Origin of the sequence: Curtobacterium sp. GC_Cur_3 (genome assembly GCF_026544205.1) — a bacterium.
GTDB lineage: Bacteria > Actinomycetota > Actinomycetes > Actinomycetales > Microbacteriaceae > Curtobacterium.
Map to the genome: position 1 here is coordinate 134,221 of NZ_JALNUI010000006.1, position 15,086 is coordinate 149,306.

Consider the following 15,086-nt stretch of genomic DNA (forward strand, 5'->3'; position numbering starts at 1 on the left):
GTCAGTGGCCGAGCGCGTCGATCTGGCGGACCTCGTCGTCGGACAGGCTGATCGTGGCACCGGCGGCGTTCGAGCGGATGCGCTCCGGGTTCGACGACTTCGGGATCACGACGAACTCGTGGGCGACGTGCCACGCGACGATGACCTGGGCGGCGTCGGCGTCGTGTGCCTCGGCGATCGACACGAGTGTCGGGTCCTCGAGGTTGCTCGCCTTGAAGGGGCTGTAGCCCTCGAGCACGACACCGCGCTCGCGCAGTCCGTCCGCGACGGCAGCGTCGAACTCGACGGGGCTCCACTTGATCTGGTTCACGGCCGGCGTGACCCCGGTGGCCTCGATGAGCTCGTCGATCTGCGCGAGGGAGTAGTTGCTGACGCCGATGGCCTTCGTCAGGCCGTCCTGCTGCGCCTGCACGAGCTGCTGCCAGACGTCGGGTCGCGCCTCACCGTTCGGCGGCCAGTGCACCAACCACAGGTCGAGGTGGTCGAGCCCGAGCTGGTCGAGGCTCTCCTCGATGGTCTGGCGGACCCGGTCGGCGTTGTCCGGCGGGAGCTTCGTCGTGACGAAGACGTCCTCGCGGGCGAGCCCGGAGTCGGCGATGGCCTTCCCCACGCCGCGCTGGTTGCCGTACCCGGTGGCGGTGTCGATGTGGCGGTACCCGGCCTCGAGGGCGGAGCTCACGGCGGCGGGCGCGTCGGAGTCGTCGATCTGCCAGGTGCCGAAGCCGAGGAGCGGCATCGCTCCACCGGTCACCGGCACGGACGGTTCTGCGTAGTCGGTCATGTCCTCGTGTCTACGCGGCGATGTCGGGGGCGTCCGCCAGGATCGTCAGGAACCGCCGAGCACCACCAGGAGTCTCACCAGCAATGCCCTCTCGCCGACGCCGTCCCGTCCGCCTCCGCACGGGGATCACCTCCGTGCTCGTCCTCCTCGCGATCGTCGTCGCCGGGTACGCCGCCCTGACGTCCGGGCCGTCTGCGCCGGGGCCGAGCCGAGCCTCCAGTCCGACAGCCGCCAGCCCCGTGATCACCGCGAGCGCCGCACCGACGGCACCCGATGCCGCGGCCCCCACGGCCACAGCGCCCACAGCGCCCACAGCCCCGCAGGCTGCGGCCGCGGCCCACGCTCGCGACCTGCTCGCCGCGCTCCCGGTGAAGGGCCCCGCACCGGCGACCGGTTACGACCGCACCGGGGACTTCGGCTCCCCCTGGCTCGACGTCGACCGCAACGGCTGCGACACCCGCGACGACGTCCTCGCGCGCGACCTGACCGACGTCGTCCGCAGTGGTCCCTGCCGCGTGCTCTCCGGCGAGCTCGTCTCGCCGTACACCGGCGCGACGATCGACTTCGTGCGCGGGAACACGACGTCCACCGCGGTGCAGATCGACCACGTCGTCGCGCTCGAGAACGTCTGGCGTACCGGCGGGCAGCAGCTCAGCCAGGACGAACGCCAGGCGCTGGCGAACGACCCGGAGAACCTCTTCGCGGTCGACCAGCACTCGAACGCGCAGAAGCGGTCCGGGGACGCGGCCACCTGGCTCCCCGCGGACACGGCCTTCCGCTGTACGTACGTCGAGCACCAGGTCGCGGTCAAGACGACGTACCGGCTCTGGGTCGTGCCCGCCGAGCGCGACGCCATCGAACGGGTCCTCGCCCGCTGCTGAACGGGCCGACCGGGCGAGTTAAACGACAGGTGTAGCCTGGTTGACGGCTGATGCGAACGCACCGACCTTCACCGTCGAAGACCTCAGGAGGCCCCCCATGACCGTGCGCACAACCGGCACCACCCGCTTCACCGACCGCGTCGTCCTCATCACCGGCGGCGGTTCCGGCCTCGGCCGTGCCACCGCCGTGCGGCTGGCCACCGAGGGCGCCTCGCTCGCCCTCGTCGACGTCTCCGAGCAGGGACTCGCAGCCTCCGTCGCCGCCGTGCACGAGGTCGCTCCCGACACCCAGGTCCTCACCACCGTCGCCGACGTCTCCGACGAGGCCCAGGTCGACGCCTACGTCGCCGCCACCGTCGAACGCTTCGGCCGCATCGACGGCTTCTTCAACAACGCCGGCATCGAGGGCAAGCAGAACCCCACCGAGTCCTTCACCGCCGCCGAGTTCGACAGGGTCGTCTCGATCAACCTGCGCGGGGTGTTCCTCGGCCTCGAGAAGGTCCTCGCCGTGATGCGCGAGCAGGGCTCCGGCAAGGTCGTGAACACCGCGAGCGTCGGCGGCATCCGCGGCGTCGGCAACCAGTCCGGCTACGCGGCCGCCAAGCACGGCGTCGTCGGCCTGACCCGCAACTCCGCGGTCGAGTACGGCCAGTACGGCATCTCGATCAACGCCATCGCCCCCGGTGCCATCTGGACGCCGATGGTCGAGAACTCGATGAAGCAGCTCGACCCGGAGAACCCGCGGAAGGCCGCCGAGGAGTTCATCCAGGTCAACCCCACGAAGCGCTACGGCGAGGCTCCCGAGATCGCCGCGGTCGTCGCGTTCCTGCTCTCGGACGACGCCTCCTACGTCAACGCCGCGGTCGTCCCGATCGACGGCGGACAGTCCGCCAAGTACTGACGCTGGTCCGGCCTGGTCACCGAGCCGGGTACTCGGGACCGGCCGGGAGGCTCGGCTCACCTCCACCACCGCATCGCGCCATGGGAGCATGGGTGGTCACGCGACGAGTCACACGTCGATGGAGGAGAACGCCATGAGCACGAACGGATCGACCGGTTCCGGCTTCGGCCGGGGAGCCGAGCAGGCGGAGCCCGACGCTGCCGGTGCGCTGCGCCGACGGATGGGCGAATCAGTCGAGGGCTTCCTCGGCAGCGCCGCCTGGGTGCCGTGGAAGGCCGCCGGGACGAGCGGCGAGCCCGAGGACGGCAGCGTCGCCCACGTCATGATCCGGGACCGCGAGTTCGTGCCGGTCTTCACCGATCCTGCGGAGCTGACCACGAGCCTCCCGGACACCGAGGCCCGCGCCATGCCGATGGCCGAACTCGTCACCGCGCTCCCCGAGGGCTTCGGCATCGTCGTCGACCCGACCAGCGCGCAGGCGGCGAACTTCCTGCAGGCCGACGTCGTCGCCGGGCTGCGGGAGGGCATGCGCGGCGGCGTCCCCCTCGACCCCGACGAGCACTGAGGGCGGGCGGCTCCCGCGCCGCTCGGCGCTGGGTCGCTCCCTGAGCTGGGGGGGCGCGTGGGTTCCATCGGCAGGCGGTACGACCGATTTCGTTTTCGGTGTTGACGGATCCGGTCCGCGAATCTCGACGTTCCCGAACCGGATTCGTCACGAGTCGTTGGGAACTCGGTCCTTCAGGCGCTGATCGCCACCGCCCGCCAGTACCCGAGCAGTCCGCCGGCGGGTACCACGAGCATCGCGAGGGCCACCACGTGCCGGAAGAACCAGCGTCGTCGACCGGCTTCGGCGATGTCCCGTTCCAGTCGCTCGAAGCGCTGGACGTGTCGCAGGGTGTCGTTCAGGACGACGGCATCGACGTGCCAGGTCCACGCTCCTCGGCGACCGTGCTCAGGAATCGGCCTACGCCGACTGACGCGCGTCAGGCCCGCGGTTCGACGAGCTCGATGAAGCGGGAGAGCAGGGACAGGCCCGGGATCGAGGGCGGCAGGGCCGTCGTCAGTGCGGGTGAGTACACGACGTACGCCGCCCACTTCGCCCGTGACAGCGCCACGTTCAAGCGGTTCGGCATCAGGAGGAAATCGAGTCCACGGGGGATGTCTGCCGCGGACGAGGCCGCGAGCGAGATGATCGACACGACGGCCTCGCGGCCCTGGAACATGTCGACCGTCCCGACCTGGGTCCCTCGGAGCCCGGCACGGTCGAGCTCCTGCCGGATGACCGCTCCCTGCGCGTTGTAGGGCGCGACGACGATGACGTCCTCGTCCGTCAGTGTCCGCACGGTGTCGCCGTCGGTCCAGGTGCGCCCGACGACGTCCTGCACGAGAGCGAGGACCCGCTCGGCTTCCTCGAGCGAGGACGTGGTGTTGCCCGCGTGCACGACGGGCTCCGGGTGCACGCCGGCCTCGATGCCCTCCAGGTGCCGCCCCGTCACCATCGACGTCAGCTGGCCGTCGTAGGACAGTCCCGACACCGCCGAGGTCAGCGCCGGCTCCATCCGCCGGGTCCGCGCGAGGAAGTACCCGAACTCAGGCGGCAACACCTGCTCGCCGTCCGCCAGCCACCCGAGCGCCGACTGGTCGACCGGCTCGGGGTGGGACCCCTGCGACACCTGCGGCAACTGCTGCGGGTCCCCGAGCAGCAGCAGGCGGGTCGCTGCGATCGAGGACGCGATCGTCGGCGCCAGGGAGAACTGCCCGGCCTCGTCGACCACGAGCAGGTCGAGGGAACGCCGCGCGATGGTCGTCTCGTTCGCGAACGTCCACGCTGTGCCGCCGACGACTCCCCCGGTGCCCGATTCCTCGCACGACGACAGGAACGCAGCCACCGCGGCGTTGTTCTTCACCGGGGTCCACCGCGCTGCGTCGAGCTCGTCCTCGGACGCCCCGGCCTTCGGCACCTTCACGACCCGCTCGGGAGCGACCCCCGCGGCGATGACGGCGTCGAGGAAGTTCTCGCTCGTCGCGTGGGACTGCCCGACGACCCCGACGCGCCAGCCGTGCTCGCGGACGAGCCGCGCGACGACGTTCGACCCGACGTACGTCTTGCCGGTGCCGGGAGGCCCCTGGATCGCCAGGTACGAGTGGTCGAGCCCGAGCAGGGTGCTGACGACCGCACCGACGGTGTCGTCGCCGGCCACGGGAGCCAACGCTCCCCGCGGCGGAACCCGACGCAGGAGGTCGAGGGCCGGGTCCGGCAGCATCTCCGGGAGCGCGTCGAGCACGAGCGCACCCCACTCCGCGATGGCCTCGGGCTGGGGTTTCGCGCGCGGCGGGGCCGACGGCGCGAGGGCGACCGGGTACTCGTGGTGGGGCTCGCCGCCGACCGGCAGCCGCTCGAGCAGCAGGACCTCGGTGTGCTCGCCGTCGTCCCGCACGTCGAGGATCACCGCTCGGTCCGACGCGCCCTTCGACCCCGGACCGGGCGAGCCGACCGATGGCGGAGTCGGGGTGTCGTAGACGAGGTGGGGCGAGCCTCCCGGCCGGAGCCGACTGCCGGGCGCGTGCGTCCCCGACAACCGGAGTTCTCGTGACTGCGACCGGGCGCGCGGCATCGTGGCCCAGTCGCGCTCGACGGACGCGCGCTCGACGACCAGGACGTCGCGGGTGTCGGCCCACTCGTCGACCGGGTTGCGGAGGCGGTCGAAGTGGTCCTGCCAGAAGGTCTTGGCCTCGCGACGGTGGTAGTCGATCGCGGCTGCGGCGAGTGCCAGAGCGGTCTCGTCGGGGGTGCGGTCGAGCGCGTCCACGTGCTCGAGGTGCTCGCTCAGGGCCACGTACACGGGGTTCGGCTCGCGCTCGACGGGCACCGGCGGCAGGTCGAGTTCGAGCGGTGCGTCCGTCGTGGCCGGCTTCAGCGACAGCAGCCAGTCGCGCAGGCGGAGCGTCGAGCGGCAGTCGTAGGCGTTGTAGTCCGCGACCTGGTCGAGCATCCGCTGCCCCGCGACCCTGTCGCCGGTGCGGAGCTCCCCGATCGCATCGACGTAGGCGGTGATGCTGTCCGCCGCGTTCGTGACGTCGCTCTCGCGCAGGTCGTCGCCCATGTAGAGCGACTCGAGCTTCTTGATCGAGTAGCTGCGGCTGCCGACGACCAGGGCCTTGCGGACGATCGGGTACAGGTCGACGAGGACCCCCGCGCGGAGGAGGTCGTCCACCGCTTCCTCGCCCACACCGTGCCGGGCGGCGAGTGAGAGCAGGTGCGTCCGCTCGTACGAGGCGTAGTGGTAGACGTGCATCCCGGGGTGCTGCTCGCGGCGCTGCTGCACGTACGCGAGGAAGTCCACGAGCGCCTGGCGTTCGTCGCGGATGGTGTGCGCCCAGAACGCCGTGAACTCCGCGCGGTCGTCGACCAGGCCGAAGAGGTAGTCGAGGCCCCAGTGGACGCCGTCCTCGGTGTGCAGCGGGTCGCCCTCGAAGTCGAAGAAGACGTCGCCGGCGTCCGGTGCCGGGATGGCGTCGAGGGCGGTCGGGTCGAGGATTTCGAAGGCCGGCTTTCTCGTGCCCGCTTGTGTTCCGTCTTCCGTGGCGCGTCGTTCCGTCTCGGTTCGTTCCGTCTCGATCTGGAGGCTCGCCTGACGGACCAGGCGATCTCGCGTCGTGCTCGACATGCCGGGCACCGGGGCGGTGCGGACCGCCAGGTCGTCGATCGTCCGCACCCCCTGCCGGATCAGCTTGGTCCGCTGGTCGAGGCGCATGCCGGCGACGAGGACCAGGTCGCGGTGCTGCGCGACCTGCTGTTGGCACGCTCCGCAGCGGCCGCAGCTGCTGTACCTCGGGTCGCCCCACTGCAGTGCTTCGTCGGTGCCGAGTCGTTCGTCGATCACGCGCTGGAGTTCGGCGCGCTGCGTGCGGTACACCGGCGCGATGTCGGCCAGGTCGTGCGTGGTCGTCGTGCGGTCGCCGAGGACCAGGTGGACCTGCTGCCCCGTCGGGATGCCGTGCGCCTGCATCTGCTCGGCGTAGGCGGCGAGCTGCAGGAGTGCGCTGATCTTGGCGTGGCGGGCGAGCTTGGTGTCGTAGACCTCGTACTCCCCCGCAGCGTTGCGGATGATGAAGTCGGCGAAGCCGATGAACCCGGCGGTGCGTTCGGTCGGGGGTGCGTGGAAGGTCGGTTGGAAGAGGACGTCGGCGCCGTCGTGCATGGCATTCCGTGCGGCTTCCGCTGCTTCGGCGTACTGCGGCGGTGCCGGGCGGTCGAACTCGACGACGTCGTGGGTCTGCTTCAGGATCTGCAGGTAGTCGAACTCGTGCTGGTCACCGAGCTTCGCCGTGCGGTCGAGCATGTCGTCGTGCTCGTCCGGCAGGGGTTCGGCGCGCCCGAGCTTGGCGTCGAGGCGGCGGAGGAACGCCCACTCGCAGGTCGTCCACGTGGTGAGGTCGCTCGGGCTGAGGAGCGGCCGGCCCTCGGTGGTGATCTGCATGGCGGTCAGCCCCTCTCTGTTGCGCTCTCACATTACGGGCGCGCGCCGACAAGCAGGTTGAAGTGCTAGCGTCCCTCAGCTCCGAGAGAACCATCGGACGGACAGTGCGATCGTTACGACATCCTCCCCGTCTATCAACAACTACCGAAAGGCAGTAGCATCAGCGAGCTCCAAGTTGAGATCGATTCCGGCCACCGCGCTTTCGGCACCCCGCAGGATTGGTCCCAGGCGCAGCGTGGGATCGGAGGAGAATACCTCGTTGCCGACATTCTTCGCGCACAAGTCTCGAGAGCTCCAGGCGGTTCCTGCCTCTTCGTCGGACTAGACCTAGGCGCTCCGGGTGAAATTTACCCGCATGTTACTCCAGATCCTCGATGGCCACTTGAAGGTCACGGTGGCGACATCGACGCCGCCCTCTTCATTCGTGAGTTCCAAGAGCCTTCGGAGAGATATGGCTCGAGCCGTCGAGGCTTGCAGCAAGACCATCTTGTGCTGATCGACTCCAAGCAGTACACAAAGGGCTGGGATCGAACGCACCACTTCGAACGAGCGGCTGACACCGTCCGGTGGTTGCGGCACACTTTCGGTCACCCACGGCTCCTTGGGGGAGGCAACGATTCCGGCAGCTTGCGAATTTCGTATCATTTTGCGCACACCGGCCCGTGGGTACCAGAGGTTTGGCTCCGGCGCGTCGATGATCCGATTCAGCGGGACGTTTCCCCAGATTTCGAGTGGTGGAACTCGTGCGACGACCTCATTTTCGAGTCGCCTGTGGAGGTACTCCTCGGGCAACTAGCTCTCCTCCTGACGTTCGCAAATCCGAACTATCGATGCGTCGTCCCTGATGCCCTGTGGAAACTCCTGCGGCAGGAATCGCGTAGGCCATACGTCGGGAACTGAACTTGACGAACCGCGGTGTCATCATCGACGCGCACGTACTGACAAAGCCACCGGCCAGGAGCGCCGAAGGTGAATGGCGCGAACCGAGACCCGTCGCGGGGGACGTGCGTCTCCGGCTCCTGGACTCCGTCTGACCGACACATCGGCGTCACCCGCCTGGAGATCGATCTCGCCGAGCAGCCTGAGCTGGCGAGCCGCTTCAACGTCCGGCAGACCCCTATGGTCCTGCTCGTCGACGTCCTTGGACCATTCGTACTCGCTCCGGAGGCCCATCCCGGCTACCGAACTCACCGCATGCCTTACCACGATCCTGATCATGGGCATCATTGATGGAGAGGTTCCGATGACCTCCACGACCGACACCACGCGCAGTTTGAAAACACGCTTCATCGCCGCCATCACACCCGTCTTCCTCGCTGCGACGAGCGTCATGACGCTGATCCCCGGGCCCGAGCCCGAGGGCGGAAAGAACGAGCTGCTGCGGAAGAGCGCCAATCTGCCCACCGACCACGCCCCTAGCCACCGATCAGTGGCGGTTGAACTCGGCTTTCTCGACGCGGGTCAAAGGCATACAGAGGTTACCGGCGACAAACTCATCCTCACGCCGTCAGCCCTGTTCTTCCAGGCGCATGCGGTGAACCGGGTCCGCATTGGCTTCGGCATGGCCCTCGACGAAATCGCTGTGCTCCGCGATGTCCCCCGCGCCCGTCGCGAGCGCTTGAGGTAGAACTGCACAGCGGGATGCGTGCCCGCTTCGTAATCTCTCGCGTCTCGCGTCTCGCGTCTCGCGTCTCGCGTCTCGCGTCTCGCGTCTCATCGCGGCGATCGACGAGGCGCGCGCAGAGCACTGAGCTGCGGCACCCTGCTACCAAGACCTGCGCCGACGATACAGTCGTCGTCGAAGTGGGAACGATGAGCGACAGCATCAACACATGGGGCGGGAGCACGACCAAGGCGGAGGTGGCGCCGATGATCGCCGTCCGACGGCCTCGGTTCCCCGGGGTCGTCTTCACGGTCCTCGGCACCTTCTGCCTGCTGATCGGAGTACCGGGGATCATCGTGCAGCTGGTCTCGACACCGAGTGACGACAGTCCCGCGTACGGGATCTTCCTCGGTCTCGGAGCAGGGTCGCTGCTGCTCGGACTGGTGCTCGCGGCCGGTCGCATCAACGTCTACGACCGGCACTACGACGTGAAGTCCGGCTTCGGCAGGTTCCGCCGTCGCGAGGTCGACGACATCCACACCCTCCGCTACGGAGTGCAGTCGAACGGTGGTCCGACCTTCATCAGCCTGACCGCCTGGAACGCGCAGCGGAACAAGCAGTTCATGGTCTTCACGAACCACCGCGGGTACGGGGATTTCACCGCGTGGATCGCCGAGCGCCGCCCCGAGCAGTGGGCAGAGTGCGAGCGGTTGGGGCTGCCCAGGTAGCCCTATGGTCGGACGCACCCCAGGCGGACAAGGGGTCGGCGGCTGACGACATCGAGCTGCTCCTCGCCCGCCCGCCTTACTGATATGCTGCCGTTCGTACCATCTCGGGGGAGGGTGATGACATGGCGCAACTCGTGTTCGACAAGGGGGCAGTCGGGCAGATCGCGGACCAGGTCAGCGGCAGTGGAGACGACCTGTCGGCCCTGACGCTGAGCGCTCGAGCCGGAGGGGCCGACACCGGCAGCCCAGCGGTGACGGCCGCGCTCGAGAACGCGGTCCGGATCCAGTCGGCGATGCTGCAGTCGGTCGCGGCCTCCGCCGCCGCTCTCGCATCCGGCGTCCGAGCGACCGTGACGAGCTTCACCCAGGCAGACGACGAACTCGCCAAGAAGGCACACGGATGAGCGTCGACCCGATGGCCGGCGACGTGGACTCGATACGACGGCTCGCTCAGGTACTCGATCAACGGGCGATCTCCGTCGACAACGCCGGTGACTCGATCAGCACCGCCGCGTCGTCTGCCACCAGCAGCGTCTGGGAAGCCGCATCCCGGACGGCGTTCACCGCCAAGGCGCAGGAGGTGCGGGCCCAGGTCGGACGCGTGTCGAGTCGGATCGACACCGTCGCCTTCGCGCTGTCCGACTACGCTGCCAAGCTCGAGCAGATCCAGTCCGACGCCCGAACGATCAAGGCCGCCCAGCGGCGTAACGACCAGGACATCGCATCGAGCACTCGCACGCTCGACCGTCTGAGCACCGCCGATGAAGACCAGTCCATGACCGAAGTCGTCACGGCGTCGGCGCTCGGTGTCGCCTACCAGACGACGAAGCTGGCCCTCGACCGGTCGTGGAATGACCTCGTCGCCCGCCGCCAGGCCGCCGATGCTGCCGTCATCGCGAAGCTCCAGGGCGACGAGGCACTCGGCACACCCCCACCGTCTGCGTCCGCGGTCGACGGAATGAGCGATGCAGCGTTCCTCGCCTGGCTCGCGAGTCAGCCGGCGGACGCGCTCCCCCGGATCGGGCTCGACAAGGCCGTGACCGATCGACTGGGGCAGATCCGGGACCCGAAGGTCATCGCCGACTGGTGGAACTCCCTCGGTGGCCCGGACGGCGAGGGCAGCGCCTCGACGCACAGTGACGCACAGCAGGCCTTGGTGGACGGTGTCCCGCTGCTGATCGGTAACCTCAACGGGGTCGCCTACTGGGCTCGCGACAAGGCGAACCGGGCAACGCTCAAGAACGAGCTGCGGAGAGCAGGAGGTGTTGATGCGGCCGCCTACAGCAACATCGAATCCGCTCTGAAGAAATACGACGGCACGTCTCTGATCAGCTTGTATCCCGAGCACCCGCCCCTCGCCGCAGTCGCGATGGGTGACATGGACACAGCTGAGAACGTGACCTACGTGGTTCCGGGCATGAATTCAGATACCCGGAACATGACCGTCGTGGAGCGGGCGGCCTACAACCTGCGCACGAAGCAGGGTGACTGGTCGGACGACACGACCGCTGTCGTGGCTTGGATCAACTACGCGACCCCGACACCGACGACAGTGCTCCACGGAGATCTTGCTCGGGCGGGCTCGACCCGCCTTGCTGACGACCTCGCCGGGTTCAACGCGACCCGAGGCGACAGCAAGGGCACGCTCAACGTCGTCGCACATTCCTACGGCAGCACGATGTCGTCCCTCACACTGGCCGATCACGACCTCGGTGTCGATTCCTACGTAGTGGCAGGCTCAGCGGGTATCGAGCGCCGGATAGCCGATGCGGGTGACATCCACGCGGGCGTGGTCTATGCAGCGCAAGCGCCGCGAGTGCTGCCCTTCATCGGCGGCAAGGGGGATCAGTGGTCCTCGATCGGGCAGGCATTCAGCATGACTCGCACAGATCCAGCAGTCGCGTCCTTCGGCGCGACGTACCTCCCGACAGCAGGACAGCCCGGCGACCCGCAGATGCACGGCGTCACAACGCACGATCCACTCATCCATGGCCCGCACCATCCGGATGACTACGGGTACTTTGACACGAACACCGAGTCCCTCGACAACATCGCCCGCGCCACGACGAAGAGCTTCCCGAATTGACGATCAAACGAAGAGCCCTCCTGATGTCAGGAGCCGTGACACTCGCCGCAGCGCTGGCCCTGACCGGCTGCGCCGAGCCGCATGAAGATGGAGACGTGATGAACGCTGATGAGGCTCGCTCCGCGATGCAGCAGTTCGTGCGGGACACGATGTCGGAAGCCGGCGGTGAATGGACCAGCGTAGGTGGTGCGCCGTCCCCAGACGCCTGTGGTCTGGACAACGGAGGCTCTGGCGTTTCGTTCTCCTGGAACCAGCGGGCCGCAGGCGTCGCGGACCCCGAATCGCTGGTTCGCCGGATCGAGAAGTACTGGGCTGCCAAAGGCCTCAAGAACGCAGAACGGCAGGGTCAGCGGGGAGATGGGCTGACCCTCTACACGGTGGTGGGAGAAGGTGAGCCCGTCCGTTCGATCTCGATCAACGCGAGCGAGCACCGGACCTCGATACAAGTGGAGTCCCTGTGCGGAACGGGAGAGGTCTCGGACTACGTCGATCGTGACAACGACGGGTAGGGCCGGTACAGCGTCGTCGCTGCTCCTGGCGGTCGCACTCACCGTCAGTGCATGCACCTCGACGAACAGAGCGCCGACGGAGGACGCCGAGCACGCATCGAAGCAGATGCAGTCCCTCGTCCGAGACACGATGAACGCCGCTGGTGGGGAGTGGACGAGTGCGAGCCACGGCCCAGCGGGCGACGCGTGCACCACGCCTGACGGCAGCGAGGGCGTCTGGTTCTCATGGGACCAAGACGCCGATGGGCCGCGCGATCCGCAGGTGGTGATGCAGCGCGTCGACCGTGCCTGGCGCGACAAGGGACTGGCAACCAAGATGCAGAGCATCGAGCGAGCGGACGGCAGGACCTTGCATCGGGTCGGTTCGGCTGGGCGCGATGTCGACCCGATCCAGTTCAACGCCACGACGGGCCGCATGTCGATCAACGTGCAGTCGCTCTGCGGCACGGGCAACATCGACGACTTCACTGATGACAGTGGTAGCTAGGTGTTCTCGACCAGAAGCAGTGGAGCACACACGGCTCCCCGCCGTATCGGCACGACCGCTGTCATCCTGATGATCGTCCTCGCCGTCACGGGGTGCACCCGAGCGACCAGCGCGCCCGTGCTGACGGCGACGCAGGCGTCCAAGCAGATGCAGTCCCTGGTCCGCGACACGATGGCTGCTGCCGGCGGCAAGTGGACGAGCACGAGCGATGGGCCTTCTCCAGATGCCTGCACCACGCCGTCCGGTGAAGAAGGAGTCTCCTTCTCGTGGGACCAGATCGCCGACGGGGTCGACCAGCCGCGAGCCGCCATGGAACGGATCGATCGACTCTGGCGGGACAAGGGACTCGCCACGAACACGCAGAGCGTCGAGCGCGCGGACGGCAAGATCCTGAACCGTGTCGGCTCCCAGGACGACGTCGTCGACGTGATCCTGTTCTCTGCCACGACGAGCCGCATGGTCATCGAAGTGCAGTCGTTCTGCGGTACGGGGAACGTCGAAGACTTCACGATCGACGGCGACTGACTCGCGGCGCCTCTGCCAAGACCGCGGCGCCGGAGGCTCCCCCCATCGAAGCCTCCGACGCCGCGCTGACTCACGCTGCGGCGCCCCGCAACGCCTGCGAGCTCAGCGCCACGAGGTCGTCCGCGCGGAGCCCCGGCCACCCGTGCAGCAGCTCGCGCCACTGCGCGGGAAGCGCCGACGCGCCGTGGACGGCCCCCGCCAGTCCTCCGGCGATCGCCGCGACCGTGTCGGTGTCGTTGCCCGACCGGACTGCGGCGACGAGGGCGTCCTCGAGCGAGTCCGTCCGGAGCACCGCTGCGTACGCGGCCTGCAGCGCTGAGACGACCCAGCCGTTCGTCGCGGTGAAGTCGACGGGAACGCCGGCCTCGGCGGCGGGGAGCCGGTCAGCCCACAGCGCGCGGCGGTCCTCGGGCAGGAAGTCCAGCCCCCGCCGGACGTCGAGCGCCCCGTGCACGATCGCGTGCCGGATCGCGACGCACCAGAGCACGCAGCCGTCACCGGCGTCCGCCTCGAAGTGGGTCAGGTCACTGACCGCGCGCGCCGCCGTGACGAGCGCAGCCTCGTCGTCCAGGTACCCGAGGACCAGCGGCGTCGTCCGCATCAGCGACCCGTTGCCGGCGGAACGACCGCTCTGGTCGTGTTCGAGACGGGCCGCAGCGCGCGCTGCGGAGGCGGTGCGAGCCTCCAGCCCGGTCAGGACGCTCCGTGTCTGGATGCCGACGTCCGGGGCGGTCCGCGCCCAGTCGGCCCAGGCCGCGACGAGGCTGTTGAGGACGGCCTCGTCGGCGAAGGACCCGCCGCGGGCGAGTGCACGCAGGATCGGGACCGCCATGCTCGTGTCGTCGGTCCACTCCCCCGGTGCCCAGTTGAACATCCCGCCACCCTTCATGCGGATCAGGGTGGGCTCCGGGACAGGCGGCTGGAACTCGTAGCCGGCGCCGAGGGCGTCGCCCGCCGCGGATCCGAGGACGGCGCCCACCGCACGGTCGAAGATGTCCGGGTTGAGGGTCATGGCCGCTCCGATCGGTTCGAGTTCACGCAGTATCGCGTAAACCCATCATGCATGGCGCTTCCCGTTTGCGCAAGAGCGCGTAAACTCGCCACATGACCGAAACCTTCCGGGACAGCAGCGGCAAGCGGCTGACGGACTACCCGCGGCCCTCGGTCGCGGTGGACACCGCCGTCCTGACCGTGCCGATCGGGGGGCCGCTCTCCGTCGTCCAGGTCCGCGATCAGGTCGCCGGGGACTGGCGGTTGCCGGGGACGTTCGTCCACGAGGGTGAACGGCTCGCCGACGCCGTGCTGCGGTCCCTGCGGGACAAGGCCGGTGTGACCGGGCTCGCGCCGCGGCAGCTGCACGTGTTCGACGACCCCTCGCGGGACGACCGGGGGTGGGTGCTGTCGGTGGCACACCTCGACGTGGTGCCGGCTGCTGCTCTGCAGACCGCGATGGAGGCTCGGGTCACGCCCGTCAGCGAGGCGACCGGGATGGTGCATGGGCACGACGACATCCTCGAGTTCGCGGTGGCGCAGCTCCGGGCCGACCACCGGGGCGCTCCCGATCCGCACGGGCTGCTGCCGTCGCCGTTCACGATGTCGGCGTTGCGGGGGTTGCACGAGGCGGTGCTCGGGGAGCGGCTGCTACCGGACTCGTTCCGGCGGGCGATGCTGCCGATGTTGACGGCGACCGCGGAGAAGCGGGCGGCGGGGCCGGGGAAGCCGGCGGTGTTGTACCGGCGGTAGCGGTCCGGCCGGTCGCGACGTCGCCTGACGGCGCAGACCCGGACTGGAGGCGCGGCCTACCTCCGCAACGCGGGTGACGTTGACGAGGTGATCCAGGCCTCCACGCCGGTCCCCCTGGACGGCCGACTGCGCCCCGGACAGCAGCCGCGCCTCCTAGGGTGGAGGCACGGGGGAACTCGACGAGATCGCACGGCGGGCATGGCGTCGCACCATCCCGATCGCGATCGGCGGCTTCGTCGTCGGAGCAGTCATCGGGGTGTTCCTGCCGGGCACCGACTCGGCGCTGGGACGGTTCTTGTCGGTCGTCGGGTTCGGTCTCTGCGTCGGCGGGCTCAGCGGGACGTTCTCGCTCCTCACGGCG

At 68.8% G+C, this 15,086-nt stretch carries 14 protein-coding genes; 11 read left to right on the top strand and 3 right to left on the bottom strand.

What is annotated here, in order from left to right:
- Nucleotide 1: 1 nt before the first annotated feature.
- Nucleotides 2-781, bottom strand: a complete 780-nt coding sequence (locus OXR63_RS04915) for an aldo/keto reductase (protein ID WP_267420476.1) — start codon at nucleotides 779-781, stop codon at nucleotides 2-4.
- Between the two features lie 83 nt (nucleotides 782-864).
- Between OXR63_RS04915 and OXR63_RS04920 the strand changes: the two genes are divergently transcribed.
- The 3 genes from OXR63_RS04920 (at nucleotide 865) to OXR63_RS04930 (ending at nucleotide 3,128) form a co-directional block, all read left to right on the top strand.
- The gene (locus OXR63_RS04920) at nucleotides 865-1,662 is read left to right on the top strand and encodes an HNH endonuclease family protein (protein WP_267420477.1); all 798 of its coding nucleotides are present in this window, start codon (nucleotides 865-867) and stop codon (nucleotides 1,660-1,662) included.
- 97 nt (nucleotides 1,663-1,759) lie between these two features.
- Nucleotides 1,760-2,563, top strand: a complete 804-nt coding sequence (locus OXR63_RS04925; protein ID WP_267420478.1) for an SDR family oxidoreductase — start codon at nucleotides 1,760-1,762, stop codon at nucleotides 2,561-2,563.
- A gap of 133 nt (nucleotides 2,564-2,696) precedes the next feature.
- Nucleotides 2,697-3,128 carry an SseB family protein gene (locus tag OXR63_RS04930; RefSeq protein WP_267420480.1) on the top strand — a complete coding sequence of 144 codons (432 nt, stop codon included), beginning with the start codon at nucleotides 2,697-2,699 and terminating at the stop codon, nucleotides 3,126-3,128.
- Between the two features lie 418 nt (nucleotides 3,129-3,546).
- Here OXR63_RS04930 and OXR63_RS04935 read toward each other — a convergent pair whose 3' ends face one another.
- Nucleotides 3,547-7,044: a TM0106 family RecB-like putative nuclease gene (locus OXR63_RS04935; protein WP_267420482.1), complete on the bottom strand. Its 3,498-nt coding sequence runs from the start codon at nucleotides 7,042-7,044 to the stop codon at nucleotides 3,547-3,549.
- A 1,216-nt stretch (nucleotides 7,045-8,260) separates the two neighbouring features.
- Here OXR63_RS04935 and OXR63_RS04940 point away from each other — a divergent pair.
- The 7 genes from OXR63_RS04940 (at nucleotide 8,261) to OXR63_RS04970 (ending at nucleotide 12,982) form a co-directional block, all read left to right on the top strand.
- On the top strand, nucleotides 8,261-8,671 hold the full coding sequence (locus OXR63_RS04940; protein ID WP_267420483.1) for a hypothetical protein: 411 nt from the start codon (nucleotides 8,261-8,263) through the stop codon (nucleotides 8,669-8,671).
- A gap of 185 nt (nucleotides 8,672-8,856) precedes the next feature.
- A complete protein-coding gene (locus tag OXR63_RS04945; RefSeq protein WP_267420485.1) occupies nucleotides 8,857-9,375 on the top strand; it encodes a hypothetical protein in 519 nt (172 codons plus the stop codon).
- A 122-nt stretch (nucleotides 9,376-9,497) separates the two neighbouring features.
- Complete coding sequence (locus OXR63_RS04950) at nucleotides 9,498-9,779, top strand: hypothetical protein (RefSeq protein ID WP_267420487.1); 282 nt, start codon at nucleotides 9,498-9,500, stop codon at nucleotides 9,777-9,779.
- Nucleotides 9,776-11,461 carry an alpha/beta hydrolase gene (locus OXR63_RS04955; protein ID WP_267420489.1) on the top strand — a complete coding sequence of 562 codons (1,686 nt, stop codon included), beginning with the start codon at nucleotides 9,776-9,778 and terminating at the stop codon, nucleotides 11,459-11,461. The genes OXR63_RS04950 and OXR63_RS04955 overlap by 4 nt, the downstream gene beginning before the upstream one ends.
- Nucleotides 11,462-11,496: 35 nt before the next feature.
- Nucleotides 11,497-11,970 (top strand): hypothetical protein, encoded by a 474-nt coding sequence (locus OXR63_RS04960; protein ID WP_267420490.1) that lies wholly within the window; start codon nucleotides 11,497-11,499, stop codon nucleotides 11,968-11,970.
- Nucleotides 11,971-12,076: 106 nt separating this feature from the next.
- Nucleotides 12,077-12,457 (top strand): hypothetical protein, encoded by a 381-nt coding sequence (locus OXR63_RS04965; protein WP_267420492.1) that lies wholly within the window; start codon nucleotides 12,077-12,079, stop codon nucleotides 12,455-12,457.
- A 69-nt stretch (nucleotides 12,458-12,526) separates the two neighbouring features.
- Nucleotides 12,527-12,982 carry a hypothetical protein gene (locus tag OXR63_RS04970; protein ID WP_267420494.1) on the top strand — a complete coding sequence of 152 codons (456 nt, stop codon included), beginning with the start codon at nucleotides 12,527-12,529 and terminating at the stop codon, nucleotides 12,980-12,982.
- Nucleotides 12,983-13,052: 70 nt separating this feature from the next.
- Here OXR63_RS04970 and OXR63_RS04975 read toward each other — a convergent pair whose 3' ends face one another.
- Nucleotides 13,053-13,994, bottom strand: coding sequence for an ADP-ribosylglycohydrolase family protein (locus OXR63_RS04975; RefSeq protein ID WP_267420495.1), 942 nt, complete (start codon nucleotides 13,992-13,994; stop codon nucleotides 13,053-13,055).
- 92 nt (nucleotides 13,995-14,086) lie between these two features.
- On the opposite strand from OXR63_RS04975, the gene OXR63_RS04980 reads away from it, so the two are divergent.
- Nucleotides 14,087-14,725 carry an NUDIX hydrolase gene (locus OXR63_RS04980; RefSeq protein WP_267420497.1) on the top strand — a complete coding sequence of 213 codons (639 nt, stop codon included), beginning with the start codon at nucleotides 14,087-14,089 and terminating at the stop codon, nucleotides 14,723-14,725.
- Nucleotides 14,726-15,086: the final 361 nt, after the last annotated feature.